At 52.8% G+C, this 18,724-nt stretch carries 16 protein-coding genes; 5 read left to right on the top strand and 11 right to left on the bottom strand.

The window, feature by feature from the left end:
* The first annotated feature begins 46 nt into the window (after positions 1 to 46).
* A complete protein-coding gene (locus INP79_RS03410; protein WP_194752928.1) occupies positions 47 to 475 on the top strand; it encodes a hypothetical protein in 429 nt (142 codons plus the stop codon).
* 9 nt (positions 476 to 484) lie between these two features.
* On the opposite strand, the gene INP79_RS03405 is transcribed toward INP79_RS03410, so the two are convergent.
* The 5 genes from INP79_RS03405 to INP79_RS03385 form a co-directional block, all read right to left on the bottom strand.
* Positions 485 to 748 carry a hypothetical protein gene (locus INP79_RS03405; RefSeq protein ID WP_024929510.1) on the bottom strand — a complete coding sequence of 88 codons (264 nt, stop codon included), beginning with the start codon at positions 746 to 748 and terminating at the stop codon, positions 485 to 487.
* A gap of 29 nt (positions 749 to 777) precedes the next feature.
* Positions 778 to 1,197, bottom strand: coding sequence for a secondary thiamine-phosphate synthase enzyme YjbQ (locus INP79_RS03400; protein WP_194752927.1), 420 nt, complete (start codon positions 1,195 to 1,197; stop codon positions 778 to 780).
* Between the two features lie 51 nt (positions 1,198 to 1,248).
* Positions 1,249 to 1,770, bottom strand: a complete 522-nt coding sequence (locus tag INP79_RS03395; protein WP_194752926.1) for a hypothetical protein — start codon at positions 1,768 to 1,770, stop codon at positions 1,249 to 1,251.
* A 91-nt stretch (positions 1,771 to 1,861) separates the two neighbouring features.
* A complete protein-coding gene (gene clpB, locus INP79_RS03390) occupies positions 1,862 to 4,444 on the bottom strand; it encodes an ATP-dependent chaperone ClpB (protein WP_194752925.1) in 2,583 nt (860 codons plus the stop codon).
* A 130-nt stretch (positions 4,445 to 4,574) separates the two neighbouring features.
* Positions 4,575 to 5,762, bottom strand: a complete 1,188-nt coding sequence (locus tag INP79_RS03385) for a sialidase family protein (protein ID WP_194753833.1) — start codon at positions 5,760 to 5,762, stop codon at positions 4,575 to 4,577.
* A 145-nt stretch (positions 5,763 to 5,907) separates the two neighbouring features.
* Here INP79_RS03385 and INP79_RS03380 point away from each other — a divergent pair, with 145 nt between their 5' ends.
* Positions 5,908 to 8,850 (top strand): EAL domain-containing protein, encoded by a 2,943-nt coding sequence (locus INP79_RS03380; RefSeq protein ID WP_194752924.1) that lies wholly within the window; start codon positions 5,908 to 5,910, stop codon positions 8,848 to 8,850.
* Entirely contained in the window at positions 8,843 to 10,126 is a 1,284-nt protein-coding gene (locus INP79_RS03375) for an HD-GYP domain-containing protein (RefSeq protein ID WP_194752923.1), read from the top strand. The genes INP79_RS03380 and INP79_RS03375 overlap by 8 nt, the downstream gene beginning before the upstream one ends.
* A 60-nt stretch (positions 10,127 to 10,186) precedes the next feature.
* On the opposite strand, the gene INP79_RS03370 is transcribed toward INP79_RS03375, so the two are convergent.
* The 5 genes from INP79_RS03370 to INP79_RS03350 form a co-directional block, all read right to left on the bottom strand.
* Complete coding sequence (locus INP79_RS03370) at positions 10,187 to 11,665, bottom strand: PepSY domain-containing protein (RefSeq protein ID WP_194752922.1); 1,479 nt, start codon at positions 11,663 to 11,665, stop codon at positions 10,187 to 10,189.
* Complete coding sequence (locus INP79_RS03365; protein ID WP_194752921.1) at positions 11,655 to 12,155, bottom strand: copper uptake system-associated protein; 501 nt, start codon at positions 12,153 to 12,155, stop codon at positions 11,655 to 11,657. Before INP79_RS03365 ends, INP79_RS03370 begins: the two co-directional genes overlap by 11 nt.
* 44 nt (positions 12,156 to 12,199) lie before the next feature.
* Positions 12,200 to 14,266: a TonB-dependent receptor gene (locus tag INP79_RS03360; RefSeq protein ID WP_194752920.1), complete on the bottom strand. Its 2,067-nt coding sequence runs from the start codon at positions 14,264 to 14,266 to the stop codon at positions 12,200 to 12,202.
* A 73-nt stretch (positions 14,267 to 14,339) separates the two neighbouring features.
* A complete protein-coding gene (locus tag INP79_RS03355; RefSeq protein WP_194752919.1) occupies positions 14,340 to 14,588 on the bottom strand; it encodes a helix-turn-helix transcriptional regulator in 249 nt (82 codons plus the stop codon).
* Positions 14,589 to 14,651: 63 nt separating this feature from the next.
* Positions 14,652 to 15,086 carry a DUF2946 domain-containing protein gene (locus tag INP79_RS03350; RefSeq protein ID WP_228519699.1) on the bottom strand — a complete coding sequence of 145 codons (435 nt, stop codon included), beginning with the start codon at positions 15,084 to 15,086 and terminating at the stop codon, positions 14,652 to 14,654.
* Positions 15,087 to 15,148: 62 nt separating this feature from the next.
* Here INP79_RS03350 and INP79_RS03345 point away from each other — a divergent pair, with 62 nt between their 5' ends.
* Together INP79_RS03345 and INP79_RS03340 are read left to right on the top strand one after the other, a co-directional pair.
* Positions 15,149 to 16,045, top strand: a complete 897-nt coding sequence (locus tag INP79_RS03345) for a DUF808 domain-containing protein (protein WP_194752918.1) — start codon at positions 15,149 to 15,151, stop codon at positions 16,043 to 16,045.
* A 47-nt stretch (positions 16,046 to 16,092) separates the two neighbouring features.
* A complete protein-coding gene (locus tag INP79_RS03340; protein WP_228519698.1) occupies positions 16,093 to 18,426 on the top strand; it encodes a bifunctional diguanylate cyclase/phosphodiesterase in 2,334 nt (777 codons plus the stop codon).
* Here the strand turns inward: INP79_RS03340 and INP79_RS03335 are convergent.
* The gene (locus tag INP79_RS03335) at positions 18,398 to 18,715 is read right to left on the bottom strand and encodes a DUF1905 domain-containing protein (RefSeq protein ID WP_194752917.1); all 318 of its coding nucleotides are present in this window, start codon (positions 18,713 to 18,715) and stop codon (positions 18,398 to 18,400) included. The two genes, INP79_RS03340 and INP79_RS03335, sit on opposite strands and share 29 nt — an antisense overlap.
* Positions 18,716 to 18,724: the final 9 nt, after the last annotated feature.

Here is an 18,724-nt window from a genome sequence, read left to right as displayed (position 1 = left end):
ACTGCTAACACTGCCATTGCTGCCGGGTAGCGAAAGAAAGCCGTCAATGACACCGCAAATTACACGCTTGATTTACCACTATCAGGGCGCATCCGTGCCACCGCCTTATCACCGCAGCATTACACTGACCATGGATGTTCAAAAAATCCATCTGGTTATCACCAGCTATGACGAGACACTAGCCGACGTAGAGCAGGAGCCAGCAACAGACATCATGCTGCAACTGACACAATGGATTCAAGACTACCACCTGGTGGCCATGCCACGGCAGGCCATCCGCCCAGCGCTATCTGCAGATACCGGCGCAGGCATCCATTCATTGATGCTCTATGCCGGGCAGCAAAAGATCATGGATGCCAGTACGGCTAAACACGCTGACAGCACAACTGCAATATTGACCGGGGATGTGGAGTCTTTCGCCAGGCAACTCACGCAATGCGTCGACCACTATGAAAGCTATATGCACACGCCGTGATATGGCTGCCTAGCGCGCATCCTCGGGGATCACCGGCAATGGCATGTTACGTCTGGCTTCAGCATAAATTTTATCCAGTTCTTCTTGCGACATGGTGATACCGGGGACGCGCTCATCTGCGCTAGGCTCATAGCCGCCAGCCGAGTGGGTTTCGGCTGCATTGGTATTTGCTGACTGCTTCACGGCCTGCTCGGTTGTTGAAGCCTCATGCTCACAACCCACCAGGCAAACAGCACACAAAAAAGACAAGACAACGATAGAACAATATTTCATCACAACATTTCTAACACAATAAAAACGAATTACTCACCCATCACGTGCATCAACACGCGGCGACGGGCAGGTAGATGGCGGTGTTCAAACAGGAAAACACCTTGCCATTGGCCTAAGGCAACCCGGCCCTGCAACACCGGAATAGACAGGCTGGTTTGGGTTAACGCGGTACGCACATGCGCAGGCATGTCGTCCGGGCCTTCTACGGTATGGATAAACAAATCATCGCCGTCCGGCACCAGGCGATTAAAAAATGCTTCCAGGTCCACCAGCACATCGCGGTCATAGTTTTCATTGATGAGTAAACTGGCGGAGGTGTGCTGAATATATAAGGTGAGCAAACCACTTTGAATACCGGATTGCTGCACCCATTGCAGGACTTGCGGCGTGATATCGTATAAACGCCGCCCCTGGGCATTGATGGAAAGGGTTTCGTGCTGTTGTCGCATAGCGAAGTCCAGAAGCAAAACCCTGATTATACAAGGGATGCCAAATGACTTTTACCAATAACGCCAGCCGCCACCCCAATAAGGTCGGTAACCCCAGGGGCCGCCGTAAAAACCAGGCCCACCATAAAACCAGGGGTCCATACTACGCAATCTGGCCATATCGCGCTCGCGTTTTAGCCTGGCCTCAGACTCCACGCGGGCTTTTTCACGTTTGTTAATTTCATCCGCAATAGCATTTTGCTCGGCCAATGCGTTGGCTTGCTGCATGTAATCAAGCACGCCTTTGGAAATCCCTTTTTCGTGCCAGCTCAACACATCTGAAGGCGTAAGCGAATAGCGTGATTGTGACTGTTTAATTGCTTCAATAATCTCAGCATCACTCTTGCCCTGTTTGCTTAAGGCCACAACCTGCTCCAGGGTCAGGGTAGATTGTGCAGGCGGCACCAGCGCAGCGAGCTGCTCAGGTGAAATGCGGTCAATTTGCAAAGGTTGTGGTGGTTGCGAGGCGCAACCAGCCAGTCCAGTTAACAAAATCGTGATAAAAATTAAACGCAAAGAGTGTGAGTAACGCATAGTGTTCCCATTCTACACCCGATAAAAAGTAAAGGGTCATATCGCTATGACCCTTTTATCTGCGACCTGGTTCAGTCTGCCACTGAATCCATCATGCCTTGCGGAACTGCATTTTCCCGGCCTGAAAATCGACATGGATAGTGTCTTTAGCCGCAAACTGCCCAGCCAGAATTTCACGTGCCAACGGGTTTTCAATCTCACTCTGGATCGCCCGTTTGAGTGGCCGCGCACCATATACCGGGTCAAACCCGGCATTGGCGATCTCGGCCAGTGCCGCATCGCTGATATCCAACTGCATATCCATCGCAGCCAGGCGTTTGGCCAGCAATTGCAACTGGATACTGGCAATTGATTTCACATGTGCCTCGCCCAGTGAGTGGAATACGACGACCTCATCAATACGGTTAATAAACTCCGGACGGAAGTGGGTTTTCACCTCACCCATCACGGCCAGTTTCACCACCTGGTAATCCTGGTCGGCCATACTTTGTATCATCTGGCTACCCAGGTTAGAGGTCATGATAATCACCGTGTTTTTAAAGTCCACCGTGCGGCCCTGGCCATCGGTCAGGCGCCCATCATCCAGCACTTGCAGCAACACGTTAAACACATCCGGGTGCGCTTTTTCCACTTCGTCCAGCAACACAACGGAATACGGTTTGCGGCGTACTGCTTCGGTCAGCGTACCGCCTTCTTCGTAACCGACGTAGCCAGGCGGCGCGCCAATCAAGCGGGAGACAGAATGCTTCTCCATAAACTCGCTCATGTCTATGCGCACCAAGTGCTCCGGGCTATCGAACAGGAAGTTAGCCAGCGCTTTGCACAACTCGGTCTTACCGACGCCGGTCGGCCCCAAAAACAAGAAGCTACCATACGGACGGTTAGGGTCACTGAGACCGCTACGCGAACGCCGAATCGCGTCTGACACCAGGCGCACCGCTTCATCCTGACCGACCACACGCTCATGCAAGCGGCTCTCCATATTGAGCAGTTTCTCGCGTTCACCAGTCATCATTTTGCTGACAGGGATCCCCGTCGCCCGGCTGACTACTTCGGCGATCTCGTCCGCCCCGACCTCAGTGCGCAGCATTTTATGTTTCACTGCGCCGTTGGCTTCGGCGGTTGAAGCATGCTTTAACTGTGCTTCCAGCTGTGGCAGTTTGCCATATTGCAACTCAGAGACTTTTTGCCAATCGCCCTTGCGCTTGGCCGCTTCCATATCCAGCTTGATCTTTTCGATCGCCTCTTTAACGCCAGCCGAGCCTTGCACCGCTGCTTTTTCTGCTTTCCATACCTCTTCCAGGTCAGCGTACTCTTTTTCCAGCTTGCTGATTTCGTCTTCAATCAGGCCAAAGCGTTTCTGGCTGGCTTCGTCCTTTTCACGACGCACCGCTTCACGCTCAATTTTGAGCTGAATCAGGCGGCGGTCCAGTTTATCCATCACTTCAGGCTTGGAGTCGATTTCCATCTTGATGCGTGAAGCTGCCTCGTCAATCAGGTCGATGGCTTTATCCGGCAAGAAACGGTCTGTGATATAACGGTTAGACAATTCAGCCGCGGCCACAATGGCCGGATCGGTGATCTCCACACCGTGGTGCAACTCGTACTTTTCCTGCAAGCCGCGCAAAATGGCAATCGTCGCCTCAACGCTGGGTTCATCGACCAATACTTTCTGGAAACGGCGCTCCAGCGCCGCATCTTTTTCGATGTATTTGCGGTATTCATCCAGCGTGGTCGCGCCCACACAGTGCAGCTCACCGCGCGCCAGCGCTGGTTTCAGCATATTGCCCGCATCCATCGCGCCTTCAGACTTGCCGGCGCCGACCATGGTATGAATTTCGTCAATAAAAACGATGGTCTGGCCTTCGTCCTGCGCAAGCTCCTTGAGCACCGCTTTTAAACGCTCTTCAAATTCGCCACGATATTTGGCTCCGGCCAGCAGGGCGGCCATATCCAGGCTCAGCACCTTTTTGTTTTTGAGCGAATCTGGCACTTCGCCATTCACAATCCGTTGTGCCAGGCCTTCCACAATCGCTGTTTTACCAACACCAGGCTCGCCGATCAGCACCGGATTGTTTTTGGTACGGCGTTGCAATACCTGGATTGCGCGGCGAATTTCGTCGTCACGGCCAATCACCGGGTCCAACTTGCCAGCACGTGCACGCTCGGTCAAGTCCAGGGTGTATTTTTTCAAGGCTTCACGCTGGCCCTCCGCTTCCTGGCTGTTGACGGAATCATTTCCGCGCACGGCCTTAATCGCCTGCTCCAGCGCGGCCTTATTCACGCCGTGCTGTTTGAGCAATTTGCCGGTGTTGCCTTTGTCATCGGCCAGGGCCAGCAAAAACATCTCGCTGGCAATATAGCTATCGCCACTCTTCTGCGCGAGCTTGTCGGTGACATTTAACAGATTGTTAAGGTCACGCGAAACTGCCACATCGCCGCTGTTCTCACTGATTTTTGGCAAGGCATCAATCGCTTGCTGCAAACCGGTTTTCAGTGCGCTCACTTGTGCACCGGCACGTGATAACAAGGCCGTAACACCGCTATCATCCTGGTTGAGCATCGCCAGCAACAAATGTGGTGCTTCTATGGTCGGATGATCGGCACCCACAGCCATGCTCTGCGCATCGGCCAGCGCCTGTTGGAATTTGGTGGTGAGTTTATCAAAACGCATGCAAACCCTTTCATTGTTAAAGTCATGCCGCAGCGTGCGGCTGGATAACCCTATAATGCGGTGGGTTTTTGCATTTTCAATAGATGCAGATCAAATAGGCGCGACTTTGAAACGTTTTTATGAATTGGGACTAATTCGTGAAAGGCAACAGTTGCAAGCCTTGATCGGCAGTGTTTACCGCCAGGGTTGCCTGGCCTTGCAAAGTCAGCCATTGCGGATAATCGAGCTTGCTGGTGCTGTGCAAAATGACCACCTGCGCACCCCAGGTTCTGCCACCATCTGACGACGCCATCGCTACAATGTCGGCGCCATGCGGATCATGCTCCTGCCAGGCCAGCCACACCTGGTCGCCGACGCTCAACAATGCCGGATGCCCGGCATTTCTCTTGGCATCGCCAAAGCGCCTCGGCGGCGAAGTTACCCAGGCCTGCCCATCCATGCGCGCGATACGCAAGCCCGGCGTATCGCCCGCGCCATCAAAATAAGCCAGGTGATAGCCAAAGCCTTCGCCCACCGCCAGCGCAGCCCCATGATGTGGGCACCCTTCTATTTTCCAGTGCCCATAACTGGCGCGTACCAACACTGGCTTGCCCACAGGGCCAATTTCCGCCATGGCGTGATCGCGCTCGTTGCCCTCGAACACATGCCGCCACAACACGGCGATGGTGCCATCCGGCTTGCTGGTCATGGCAATGCGGCAACATTCGCAACTGTGATCAGCCAATTTCTGTTCAAGACTAAAGCTTTTGCCTTGATCGCGCGACACCGCATAGTAAATCGCAGCGCCGTCATAGGACTTCCCCGCGGCTTTAGCTGCCAGCATATCGCGCTTGTCCAGCCAGACAACAGTTATCGTGCCATCTGCCGCCACTTGCAAAGCATCATTACGATGGGTGATTTCTTCGCGATGCTGATGCACGATATAAGGCGCCTCAAACTTTTTGCCGCCATCCAGCGAACGTGCAAACCAGATATTGCCCGCATGGTTCTTTTTCAGCGCCTCTGTCCAGGTGACATAGACCGCGCCATTAGCGCCTGCTGCAATATTTGGCCGTGCTTCTGCGTCGGCAGCAATCGTCATCGGCACAGGACTCACCGCCACTTCGGTGCTAAAATGCTTGCCCGCATCGTCGCTGACTGACACCCAGACTTGGCCCTGTTTGACCTGTGCCAGCCACACACGCCCGCCATGATCGGCCGTGACGCTGACGGTCAATGCACTGGCTGAGTGTTCGGGATGGGTTTCATGCGCATGCACCGCCTGCAATGACAGCAAACAAGCCAGCCACAACACAGGTTTTATCCACGATTGGACCATCACGCCTCAACCCGAAGATTAATTAAAAACATCTTTAAATTTACCTTAATTATCAAGAGTTAATGTCGCTAAAGTTTGCTTGCATTCGCGCCGATAACCCACTTATCCGCACTACAACGCACACCGGACCGAAACAGATTTAACTATGTCATTACCAACCGTTTTTGATCATCATAGCACAGCATGGTTGCAGCCCCTGGCCGTCACCATGCCGGATATGCCTATGCTGGCCATCAATCGCCGGGCACAGTGTCTCGCTCTCAGCACCACCGCGAAAAACCTGCTGGGAGAGCTCGCAGACGGCTTGCCCAAAGAGATTCGCCAAGCGCTGGTCGAAGCCATGCGCGAGGGCAAAACTGAATTAAACATCAGCACCCCTATTCATGGCTTAAAACGTGACTTCAAATGCCGCTTGTTCTATCCACAATCGGGCCGCCGTGCCATTGGCCTGATGCTGGAGGAAGAAGAACGCACGCTGGTCGATCAATTGCTGCACATGCAATCAATTGTGCACTCACTGATTGAGATGAGTCCGGACCTGATTTGCATTAAAGACAATGACAACCGCTGGATGATGGCCAACCAGCACATGCTGAACACCTTCCAGATTGACAGCTTTGACTACCAGTTCTTAAACAATTTGCAAATTGCGGATACCTTGCATCCGGTGTTCCGCAATAGCTTCGAACATCACGAGAAATCCGACCAACAGGTCTGGAAATCCCGCCAGGCTTACCACAATGAAGAACTGGTACATTTACCCCAAGGTGGCTACAAAACGCTGGAAGTGAATAAAGTCGCCTACCACGACCAGAAAGATCAACCCAGCCACCTGATTACCGTGGCTCGCGATGTCAGCGAACAAAAATTCATTCAAACGCAGTTGCTTAACCGCAGCGCAGTGCTGGACACGCTGATTTCCTGCGACTGGATGCTGCATTCGGCCGAACGCTGGCAGAGTGTGGCGGAAAATGTCTTGCAGCAATGCTGCCTGTCGTTCCGCTTTAGCCGTGCGATTTTGCTGCAACACGAAACCATCACCAGCCGCAAAAAAACCGATATCCGCTCCAAAGCCCTGTTCCACTGGGCAATGAACGGCTTTCATACCACCTACGAGCATTGGGAAAAAATTTCATTCCTGTCGCCTGAGCTGCAACGCTGGTATAGCCTGCTGTCCAAAGGTCAGCCGGTGATGTGTGACGCCCTGACATTGCCAGCCTCAGAGCGCGCCCTGCTTAAATCGCATGACACCGTCAACCTGGTGATTGTGCCGCTCATGATTGATGATGAGTGGTGGGGATCCATGGTGATTGAGCGTTGTTTCGATGCCGAAAACACCAGTTCACAAGAGTTGGGCTCGTTAATGGCCATTGGCCGTACATTGAGTGTGGCAATTGACCGCGAACAAACCGGCAAACACCTCAAACTGGCCAAAATTGCCTTTGACAGCACCACTGAAGGCATCATGATTGTGAACCCGGCTGGCGAGTTGGTCGGGATTAACCAGGGCTACACCCTGATTACCGGCTATGAAGAATCTGAAGTGTTGGGCCACAAGCCGCAAATCTTCAGGCAACGCCCACGCGGCCTGTTTGGGGCGCTCAAGCGCCATGGCAAATGGTCGGGCGAAATTGAGAACATACGCAAAAACGGCGACACTTATACCGAGTGGATGACCATTACGGCGGTGCGCAACCATGCCAACGTGATCACCAACTATGTGGGTGTGTTTGCCGATATTAGTGAAATGAAGCGCTCACAAACGCAGCTCAACTCACTGGTGAACCATGATCCGCTGACTGGCCTGCCTAACCGCAGACTGATCAACCATTTGTTTACACATGCCATTCAGCGTGCCAACCGCAATGAGCAGCAAGCCGCCGTCCTGTTTATTGACCTGGACCGGTTTAAAAACATTAATGACAGCCTGGGCCATTACTCCGGCGACCAGTTACTGCTGGGCGTCACTGAGCGTCTGCGCGCGGCTTTGCGTGAGTCTGATATTGTCGGCCGCCTGGGTGGCGATGAATTTATCATCCTGCTGGAAAACCTGCATGGCAAAGCCGATGCTGCGCAAAAAGCACACGATATCCTGGACGCGCTCAGACGTGAGTTCATGATTGACCATCATGAGATTTTTGTCGGTGCCAGCATTGGTATCTCTATGTACCCACAGGATGGCAACGATGTAGAAAGCCTGATTAAAGCGGCTGACCTCGCCATGTACCAGGTGAAAAACAACGGTAAAAACCATGTCGCATTTTATGATGTGGCGTTGAGCCGTGATGCTGTAGAACACTTCCAGCTGGAAACCGAGTTGCGCCAGGCGCTGACCAAAAATCAGCTCAAGATGTTCTACCAGGCGCAGATCGACCTGAACACAGGCATGATTATTGGCGCTGAGGCGCTGATACGCTGGATACACCCGGTACAGGGCATTATTTCACCGGCGAAATTTATCCCACTGGCAGAAGAAACCGGTTTGATTTTAAGCATAGGCGAATGGGCCTTGGCACAAGCGGTGCGCCAAGCGCACGCCTGGCACAAAGCGCATCCGGAATTTAAGAAGATTGCCATCAACGTTTCCGGTGTGCAAATCATGAAGAGCAAGTTTGCCGATACCGTGTATGGCATCCTCATGGAAAGCGAGTGCGACCCGTCTATCATTGAGCTGGAAATCACTGAAAGCACGCTGATGCAGCATACCCAGCATGTGGTCGACACCTTTAACCAGTTGAAACTGTTAGGGGTCAGCATCGCCATTGACGACTTTGGCACCGGCTACTCCTCGCTATCGCATCTGAAACGCTTACCGCTGGATCAGATCAAGATCGACCGCAGTTTTGTCAAAGACCTGCCAGATGATAAAGACGATGCCGCCATCACCAGCGCGATCTACGCGATGGCGACACAATTAGGATTCACCGTTGTTGCCGAAGGGGTCGAAACCGAAGAACAGGAAAAGTTTTTACAACGACTGGGCTGCCAGACCGCACAGGGCTACCTGTATGCTTATCCAGTGAACTCGGACGACTTTTTACAGTTACTAGTGTTAAATAATCAAAGAAAAATAAAACGCCATGCCTAATCACGCCTCAGACACCTACTATATCGACATAGACCAGCTTCAGATCGGTCTCTACATCCACCTCGACCTGGGCTGGATGGATCATCCATTTTCGGTGAGTAACTTCAAGATCACGGATGAATCACAGATTGAGACCATCAAGTCTTTAGGATTGAAGCAGCTACGTTATGACCCCAGACGCAGCTCCAGCATGCCGCTGAGAATTACACCTCAGCAGAATGTGGTCGAGTTCCCACTGAAAAAAGCGGCCTCACCTAAAGTGGAAATCATTGATGCAGCCCCTGAATTAAGTGCAGCCCAGAAAAAACAACTGGCGCTCAGGCAAGCGGTGGCCGAAAGCGAACAGAAGTTCATGAAAACCAGCACAGAGGTGAGGAATATTCAGAAGCTGTCGACTGAACATCCGGATCAGGCCTATGGCATGGCCACCAGGCTGGTGGAAGACCTGGTTACCAGCACCCTGACCGAGAGCGACATCGCGATTCATGCCATGAATGGCCACCGTGTCAGTGACCAGCACTTCCAGCATGAATTGAACACGCTGGTCGTGGCCATGTTGCTGGCTAAAAACCTGGACATTACCGATGAAGATTTGGTGATTTTAGGCATGTCAGCCATTCTGCACGACATTGGCAAACGCCAGATCAGTGACAAAATCCTGCTCAAAAAAGACCCGCTGAGTGTACGCGAAACGGCTATTTACCAAACCCATGTCTTGCTTGGCATGAATATGCTGCGAGATGTCGCCGTGCCCAGAAAAATATTGACGCTGATTTCCCAGCATCATGAATTTGCCGATGGTAGCGGCTATCCCAAAGGCCTGCATTGTGACCAGATTGACCCGTTATCGCATATCCTGATTATTGCCAATATGTACGATAACCTGTGCAACCCGTCTAATCCGGCACACACAAAAACGCCTTACGAAGCCTTGAGTGTCATGTTTGCACAGCAGCGCCACCAGTTTGACCAAACCATTCTGCGACGCTTTATCAAATGCCTGGGCATTTACCCGCCTGGTAGCGTGATTCGCCTGTCAGACCAGAAACTGGCCACCGTGCTGTCGACCAATCCGCAACAACCTTTGCGCCCATTTATTCAAATGCTGAGCGATGACCGCGAAGAAGAAGGCGATATTATCGACCTCAGGGAAGCGCTGGACATCAACATTATCCAGTGCCTGAAACCAGAACAGTTGCCTAACCTGCTGCAAAACAGGTTGCGTTTAAAACAACGTACCAGCTACTTTTTGGACAAGATTTACGCGACGTCTTAAAGCGCTGCGCCATGGAAGAGATGCCCGACGGGCATCCGCTTCCAGTCGCATAGCGATCTGTTAGCTGCGTTTTCTGGCGAACAGGTAGGCGCCTAGCAAGCCAGTCAGGCTCACGGCCAATGCAGCAACAATCGCCAACACGTCGCGCACGTCTTTACTCACAGATTGAAAACTCCATTTGTGCAGATAGGCAAAAATAAAGCCTTCCAGGCCATCGCTGTCATCGACGCGGGCGGCCAGCGCACCGGTGGCCGGTTCCAGGTAAAAACGTGCGTGTTGCGCCTGTGTCGTTTGCACTTTTAGCACCGGCAAGCGTTTGAAAATAAACCCGTATTCATTGGCAAATGCCGTGACCCACTGCACAGACTCAATGCCAGGCTGCGCTGTTTCGGCAATGTTTGCGAGCCATGCTGTTGCATAGGCTTGTGGCGTGAGCGCAGTCACCGCATGCGGCCCGGTGAGCCATAATACCGGTGCGGCAGGCGCAGGCGACATAGCAGCATGATGCTGATGCATGGCCGCTACCTGTGCAGAAGGCAAGCCTTGCGTGCCAGCCGTGACGGGAATGATTTGCCAGAACAACGTAGCGCCGCGGCCATAAATATCCAGTTTCAGCACTTGGCCGGTGGCCAGTTGTGACCAGGCATCTGCACTCAACGCGGCACTATCGCTGGCAAATGCCGTGTGTAATAAGGGCCTACGCTGCTGCATATCCGACATCCACAAATGGAACAAGCCGGTGCTAGCCAGCAGCAAAATAAGCAACGACACCCACAAGCTAAACTCGCGATGCCACCATTGCAGCCCCCAACGCTTTAAGCGGTAAGGCGCGGTTTTGCGCTGCTTAATGTAAAGAGTGATCCCGGTGATGGCCGAGGCTAAAACCAGCACCAGCACCACGGTTGCGACGGCCAGTTGCAATATGCTGCAAGCCTGCAAAAACGACCAGTTATGGCCGAACTGGAATACCTTGGTCAAAAAGGCCCGACGATCATCAACCAAGGTCGCCAACCTGGACTGCTCGGTATCGACATAGGCGCGCAGGCCTTGATCACCCGTATAGGCCACGCGCCAAACCGGCAACAAACGGTTGACTGGGTGGTAATCCGGCGCAAAATCGGTCACGGCTTCTACCGTGCGTACAGATGGTGCATCACGCCCGGTGTAATAATTGGCCAGGCTGATCGCTGCGGCCTTCTCGGCCCCTGCACGCTCTTCACCATTCATCACCGAAAAATATCTGGCGACACCAGCGAGTGCGATCCGGTAATAAGCCTGGCCATCCAGCTGCACCAGGCTGATATGCTGAAACTGCGTGATCGCCTGTTGCTGTAACAATGCAGGCAGTGAAACCGCCTGGCTTAAATCGACGGGTGCCAGTGGCGGCATAAACTGTTTTGGGGCCGGTTGCAAACGGCTCATGATGGGATGCGATGCCCCGGACAACCCCCACAGCACCATGCCGATACAAGCGATCACGCCTATCCATTGGTGCCAAAATAGCCAGCCGCGCTGAACTGACGGGTGCTTAATGGCCATGCGTATCTCCATGCATATCATGGGCGGTCGATGACACTGGCTTACCCTTGCTAAACTTCACGACACCTTTAAAACTGTCTATCCGTTGACGCTGATCGTCCGTCAGGTCCTGCTCATGGCTTTGCAGCAAGGCCGCGAGTGACTGGGCATCGGCAGAGGACATCCCGGCCGCTTCCAAATGCCTGGATGAAGTCAACTCCGAGCCACCGCATAGTAGCGTATGCCAATGCTGATGGGCAGGATGATATTTCAATAAAGCGCGCCCGCCTTTATCGTCCTGAATCCAGTCAGCAATCGCCATGCCCTGATATATAACAATGACTGGCAGCGTCAATGGCTGATTGGGCTTATCCCAAGTTTCATGCATTTCCGCAGCCACAGAATGCACATCTTCTGCCGCCGATTCGGCTGGTGTCGCATGCGCATGTAATACCGTCGCTGGCCACCAAAGCGCCAACGAACACACCATTAACTTGATCCAATGATTCACAACACACTCCAGAAAACCGGGAGCACTGCCCCCGGTAATAACGGTTAATAAGTCCAGGTCACACCCAGGTAAGCCGTGCGGCCATCGCCAGGGAAAAACTGGGCTTGGCTGGTAAAGGCGCGCGTTGCATCGGCAACGACGCCGGTTGTCGCCGCATATTTCTGGTTAGCCAAATTGCGCCCCTCAATAAACCATGACCAGTGCTGGTTGATCTTTTGCCCAGCTTTCATGCCCCACAGGAAATAACTGTCTGCATACAATGTTTCGGCAAAGTCGACGTTATAGCGCTGTGGTGACCATTCTATGGTTGGGCCGATATAGAAGTTTTCGAGCACATCGCTGCCACGGTACACCAGCTCGGCGCGCAGCAAGGAGCGCTGAATACCTGGCAGGCGATTGCTGCCGAAAGTCGGGTCATTATCCAATTTGAAATCGTTAATCAGCAAGCTGGAGCGCCATTGCAAACTGTAAGGCAAACGGGCCGTCAGGCCGAACTCGAGGCCTCGGTGGATGGTTTTTCCCGCATTAATGGTTTGGCTGGCAAATGGCGAACCAGCTGCGCCCACCTGCAGCAACTCATCCTGCAAGCGTGCCTGATAAAATGCCACATCCCAGTCAACAAACTCACTATTACCGCGTGAGCCAATTTCAAACGTGGTGCCTTTTTGCGCTTTGAGGCTGCTCACCACCAGGCTGTTCAGCTCGCCGAAACTCGGCGGTTCAAAACTACGCGAGGCATTGGCAAAGAGCTGTACCTGTGGCTGCAACTGATACAGCACCCCCAGCTTGGGACTGGTTTGGCTATACGTTTTATCCACGCTCTGGTCACCGCTGGCGGTAATCATCTGGTCTTGGGAATCACGCTTGGACTTTGCATATTGCAACCCGGCAATCAGCGTCCATTGCTCATCCAGGCTCAGGCGGTCTTCGAGATAGGTTTCAAAGTTGGTCGCTTTCTGGTCAAAGTCATTGAGCAAGGCACCACGCGTCGCATCCACATTACGATAATTTTTTGCATCCGTGCGCCCACGGGTCGGTGACAACCCTGCCACAAACTCGTTTTTATGGCCGAACAACTCGCCCTGATACGCCCAACGCGCGGTGAGGCCAATATCATACGATTCCTGATCAATAACACCGGTGGTGTCACCAAAGTTACCAATCGGGTGAAACAGGCCTTTGCGTGCATAATATGCCCCCAACTCCAGCTTGCTCTGGTCAAACAAAATCGTGGTTTTGTTTGCCAATCTGGTCACATTGATATTGCGCTCATTGATGCCTTGCCCCGGAATCACCGTTGCCTGCCTGGGGTTATCTTTTAACTGTGCTTTGGTCAGACTGCTGGAGAGTTGCGAGTCATTATTCACATAGCCGAAGAAAAAACGAGTTTCTACTTGCTCATTGATTTTCACGCCGACATTACCGGTCAAGCGGTCTGCGCCTTGTTGTGCATTATCGCGAAAGCTGTCTGAATGGTATTTGCTGGCACTCACAAAGTAATCCACGTTATCTTTAACGCCGCCAGTACTGACACCGAGTCGATAATAACCATAGCTGCCGCCTTCTGAGCGGACTTCCAGCGCAGGCGCCGTGTAACCGGTGCGGGAAATAAAGTTAATGCTGCCGCCGAGGTTGGTGGAGCCATACTGCAAGGCATTGGCACCACGGTAGACCTCAATATAATCCGTCGCCATCGGGTCAATGCCTGGAAAATCAAAACCGCCATCGGCCAGGTTGACTGCAATGCCGTCTTGCATCAGCTTTAAACCACGGCCGTGAAACGTGCGCTGCAAACCGGAGCCGCGAATCGACAGGCGGGTTTCTTCGGCACCAAAGCGTGACTGTGCCAGCACGCCAGTCGCCATACCCAGCGTATCCTGCATATTGCTGGTACGGCCTTCGCGCACGGTTTCCATATTGACCACTGTGGTGCCGCCTGCGGTTTTAGAAAGATTCTCTTTTGCCGTTTCAATATCTGGCTGTGTCAGTGACGCTTTGTTTTTCTTTGCCACCACTTTGACTTCATCAAGATGTACCGTGCCCTCATGCTCGGCCTGTGCCAGGTAAGGCATCGCCGCCAAAATAGCCAGGCAGATTTTTGTTTTATTCATGTTGTATTCCCTTATTCTTTCTACGCAATATGCACTGCCTGCCATCAGACAAGCAGTACAAATACCTTAAACATCAAGCCGCAAATACTTGCCGGACAGCACTTTCTGGCTGCCAACGGATTAGTGCACTAATGTCGCACGCGAAATAAGTGCACAACTTGCCCAGATGCTCGGTACATGCGTTGTAGGTAGGATTTTTGACCATGCGGTGCAAGGTCATGCGGCTGATGCCTGTAGATTCGGCAACTTCTTTGAGGGTGATGTGGCGTGCCCACTCCACCTGCTTGGCAAATATCATTGCCTGTAGATTGATAATAATCATGAGATGACTCCATTCGTGCCTGGATCACAGGCAGACGCTAAACCCGTCAAATAATTGACGGAACTAGATTGCGCTTGGAGTGAGAGGGGGCGCGCGGGTGGTATGCGCAGTCGGGTAAAAACTGGAAACAACAGGCGCTTGATATTCGCTTAAAGCGACATCAGCCTGTGCTTGCTGAAACAGGATATAGGCCGGATTGTAAGATGGCATCACGATATCATCCATGGCCATATGGCAGAACGGGCAATGATTGAGGTGATGGCTGAGTGACACCGGCTTTTGTGACGGCTTGTAGTCAATCAAGGTGGATAATTGCTTGCCTTGCGTGGTGACCACCTGAATCAGCAGCTTGCTGCCTTGGGTAGAACAGACTTCTTGCACAAAGCCTTTACCGCTTTGCATGGGGAAAGCCAGGCTCAGGGTCGGCACGAGCGTGGCCAGCATGATCGCCATCAAGGCCATGCGCGCCATCCACCGTTGAAATCTGAGCGTTACCATGCCGCTATTCTAACGGGAATCCTTTAGAATAAACAACTATTCCCATTGATACAGGACAAACCATGGCCGGATCCAGCCTGCTGGCATTACTCGATGACATCACTACTATGCTCGACGACGTGTCGGTCATGAGTCAGTTAGCCGCCAAGAAAACAGCGGGGGTCCTGGGCGATGACCTGGCGCTGAATGCGCAGCAAGTGACTGGTATTGCGGCAAACCGTGAATTACCCGTGGTGTGGGCGGTGGCCCGCGGCTCATTGATTAACAAGCTCATTCTGGTCCCTGCGGCTTTATTGATCAGCGCGTTTTTACCCTGGCTGATTACGCCCCTGCTTATGCTAGGCGGCGCATTTTTGTGTTTTGAAGGCTTTGAAAAAGTCTGGCACAAATTGCATCACAACGCCAAGGAAGACACCCATACACAAGCCATACATACAGCCATGCAACAATCGCAGGCAGACCTGGTGGTGCTGGAGCAAGAAAAAATCAAAGGCGCCGTGCGCACCGACTTTATCCTGTCGGCAGAAATTATCGTCATTGCTTTAGGCGTGGTGGCCGATGCTGCGCTGACGCAGCGTATCCTGGTGCTGTCCCTGATTGCCGTGGTCATGACCATAGGCGTGTATGGCCTGGTGGCACTGATTGTCAAAATGGACGATATTGGTTTGTGGCTGATGCAACGCCCCGGCACGCATTTACCGTCACAAGCCACACGCAAATTCGGCTGGGGCATGGTGCAAACCGTGCCGCATTTAATGCGCTTACTGAGTGTGCTGGGTACCGCTGCCATGTTCCTGGTCGGCGGTGGCATTATTGCGCATGGCATACATCCACTACACGCGCTGGTTGAGCAGCTTTCACAATGGTCATGGCTGATAAACGCCGCCATTGGCGTGCTGGCTGGTGCACTGTGTGTTGGATTAATGCATATCGTCAAACTAATTATCGGCAGGGACTAGTTTTTTTCTAACCCCTTGTTAGAATTGACAAAAAACAAGGGGGCTGCATGACACTTTCGCGTAAAGTTATTGTTGTTGCTGTATCTGTTTTACTGCTTTGCCTGGCGGCCTCCTTCAACGCGACGCCTAAAACAGCGCTATGGCTGGATAACCTCCACTGGATGTCCACCATCAGCGCCTGCCTCATGCTTGCCCTCCTGGGTTATTTCCGCGCCAACCCCGCGCATCGTGCCTGTAAACGCTGGTTTGTCATTGGCACCTTCGCCTACTTTACCGGTGGGGTATTATGGATATTCCAGGTCCTGACGCATCAAACCGCCTTCCCGGCGCAATCGGATATTTTTTACCCGTTATTAGGCCCCTGCCTCATTATTGGCTTTATCACCGCCCTGCGCAGCCAGCTTTCTCGCTCTAAAACCTGGGCATTTACCATTGATGCCGTCTCCTTCAGCATCGCCATCCTCGGCTATGTGCTGATCTCTTATTTACCAAAATCGGCAGACGTCAGCCTGTTGCAACTGGCCGTGCTCACTGCCTATCCGGCCAGCATGCTGAGCGCCGCCCTGGTGTCGCTGCTACTCATTCCCTATTTAAGACCCGCCTGGATGCTGCCCTGGCTGCTACTCAGCGCCGGGCTCACCCTGCTAGGCATCTGCTGGATGCAATGGAACCTGAATGCACTTAACCACAACCCGCAAACCAGCCTCTGGATTAACTATGGTTTCTCCGTCGCCGACCTGCTCATCGGCAGCGGCCTCTATGGCTGGCAAGTGCGCATCGCAAAAAAAACAGCCTTCCATCGCCAGTGCCGCCGCTTGCGTAGCTGGATTCCGGTGATCGCTTTTGTATTCAGCATCAGCACCCTGCTGCTGATCTGGTGGCAAAGCGGCCCGCACCCGTATGCCTACCATATTGCGATCGGCTCGGTGACAACCATCCTGATTTTCTCCGCGGTCAGGCAAAGCATTTTATTGCGTGAGAGCGAGCGATTGTTACGCGCCGAAAAACGCCTGGCCGAAAAAGAAATGGAGTACCTGCAACTGTCGCGCAGCGACCCGCTCACACGCCTGCCCAACCGACTCGCCATGCTCAACCTGCTGGAACATGCCATCATCAATGCTGCCAACGACAGCGGCATGGTGGCCTTGCTCATGATTGATTTAAAACACTTTCAAAGCATTAATGACAGTTTTGGCCACCGTACCGGCGACCTGTTCCTGCTTGAAGTCGCCCAGCGCCTACAATACATTACCAATGACTGCGGCGAACTGGGCCGTGTACATGGCGATAAATTCGCGCTGATTGTCACACGCCACAAAACCGATGCCGAGCTCGTGCACCTCGCACACAACCTATGCAAAATCGTGCACAAACCCGTCTTGGCAGAAGGCCATGAATTAATCCTCGACGCCTGCATAGGCATCAGCCTCTACCCGCGCGATGCCAGCAATGCAGATCAACTGGCGCGCAACGCCAATACCGCGCTGGCCCACGCCAAACGCTCGACCCAGCACCTGTTTTTATTCTATTGCAAAGAGCAAACCAAGCTGGCGCAAAACCGTTTCCGGCTGGATGTGCAACTACGCAAAGCGATTAAAAAACAGGAATTCTTTTTACATTTTCAGCCGATATTCAAGGTCAGCCAACAGGCGCAGCCACGCATCGCCAATATTGAAGCCCTGATCCGCTGGCGCAATAGCAAAGGCGATATTACCTCCCCGGCCGAATTTATCCCCTATGCCGAGCAATCCGGGCTGATTCTGCCGATTGGTGAATGGGTCATCAGCGAAGCCTTTCGCCACTTATCGGGGTTGATACACAAAAACGGTCAAACCGTCGGCTTATCCATCAACATTTCACCACGCCAGTTCCGCGACCACGGCCTGCCTTTGCGTATTAGCCAACTCCTGCAACAATACGCGATCCCACCTGCGCTCATTACCCTGGAAATCACCGAGAGTGCCGTTTTTGAACACGAGGAACAGGCACTGGAAATTCTCAAGCAACTCAAGGAGCTCGGCGTACGCGTATCGCTGGATGATTTTGGTGTCGGTAACTCATCGCTGTTCAAGCTTAAACATTTGCCGATTGATGAACTGAAGATAGACCGTGCGTTTATGGTCGATGTGCCGGACAGCACCGCTGACAGTGAAATTGTCAGCACGATTGTAAAAACCGCAGGTATTCTGGGGATTTCGGTGGTGGTTGAAGGCATAGAAACCCAGGCCCAACTCGACTTTTTACGCGATACCGGCTGCGACTGCATACAGGGATTTTTGCTCGGCAGGCCGATGCCGATAGAGGATATACACAAACTATTAACCGCTACCCAACCAGGCGGCGGGTTAACGTCTAAAACCGAACTGTTAATGACACGGTAACCTCACTGCCTACCGTCACCGCCAACTGCTTACGCACATCAGCCTTTAAAAACAGTGCATAGCGCTTACCTTCAAACGCCGGGAATATGGAGGTTTGCCACTGCTGGTCCCCCATGCTCACCGCCACTTTCACCGCACCCCAGCCACGACGCTTGGTCTGGTGATACTGGCTCAGTGTATGAATCTCATCTGACATGGCCACAGGCAAACTGACATAGTGCCAGGTACTTTTACTGCCTAACCACTGTTTGATCACATCGCTAAAGGTATATTGCAGCCCATCCATCATGGCCTAGCT

The sequence above is a fragment of the Methylophilus sp. QUAN genome (assembly GCF_015354445.1).
In the GTDB taxonomy this organism is placed as follows: domain Bacteria; phylum Pseudomonadota; class Gammaproteobacteria; order Burkholderiales; family Methylophilaceae; genus Methylophilus.
This window is presented reverse-complemented; position numbering and strand designations above follow the sequence as displayed.

Bases quoted from the DNA above. Each gene is read 5' to 3' on its own strand.
- INP79_RS03370 (WP_194752922.1), bottom strand. From the start codon at position 11,665: ATGGCCATTAAGCACCCGTCAGTTCAGCGCGGCTGGCTATTTTGGCAC.
- INP79_RS03400 (WP_194752927.1), bottom strand. From the start codon at position 1,197: ATGCGACAACAGCACGAAACCCTTTCCATCAATGCCCAGGGGCGGCGT.
- INP79_RS03410 (WP_194752928.1), top strand. From the start codon at position 47: ATGACACCGCAAATTACACGCTTGATTTACCACTATCAGGGCGCATCC.
- INP79_RS03395 (WP_194752926.1), bottom strand. From the start codon at position 1,770: ATGCGTTACTCACACTCTTTGCGTTTAATTTTTATCACGATTTTGTTA.
- INP79_RS03345 (WP_194752918.1), top strand. From the start codon at position 15,149: ATGGCCGGATCCAGCCTGCTGGCATTACTCGATGACATCACTACTATG.
- INP79_RS03335 (WP_194752917.1), bottom strand. From the start codon at position 18,715: ATGATGGATGGGCTGCAATATACCTTTAGCGATGTGATCAAACAGTGG.
- clpB (WP_194752925.1), bottom strand. From the start codon at position 4,444: ATGCGTTTTGATAAACTCACCACCAAATTCCAACAGGCGCTGGCCGAT.
- INP79_RS03360 (WP_194752920.1), bottom strand. From the start codon at position 14,266: ATGAATAAAACAAAAATCTGCCTGGCTATTTTGGCGGCGATGCCTTAC.
- INP79_RS03405 (WP_024929510.1), bottom strand. From the start codon at position 748: ATGAAATATTGTTCTATCGTTGTCTTGTCTTTTTTGTGTGCTGTTTGC.
- INP79_RS03355 (WP_194752919.1), bottom strand. From the start codon at position 14,588: ATGATTATTATCAATCTACAGGCAATGATATTTGCCAAGCAGGTGGAG.
- INP79_RS03385 (WP_194753833.1), bottom strand. From the start codon at position 5,762: ATGGTCCAATCGTGGATAAAACCTGTGTTGTGGCTGGCTTGTTTGCTG.
- INP79_RS03380 (WP_194752924.1), top strand. From the start codon at position 5,908: ATGTCATTACCAACCGTTTTTGATCATCATAGCACAGCATGGTTGCAG.
- INP79_RS03340 (WP_228519698.1), top strand. From the start codon at position 16,093: ATGACACTTTCGCGTAAAGTTATTGTTGTTGCTGTATCTGTTTTACTG.
- INP79_RS03350 (WP_228519699.1), bottom strand. From the start codon at position 15,086: ATGGTAACGCTCAGATTTCAACGGTGGATGGCGCGCATGGCCTTGATG.
- INP79_RS03375 (WP_194752923.1), top strand. From the start codon at position 8,843: ATGCCTAATCACGCCTCAGACACCTACTATATCGACATAGACCAGCTT.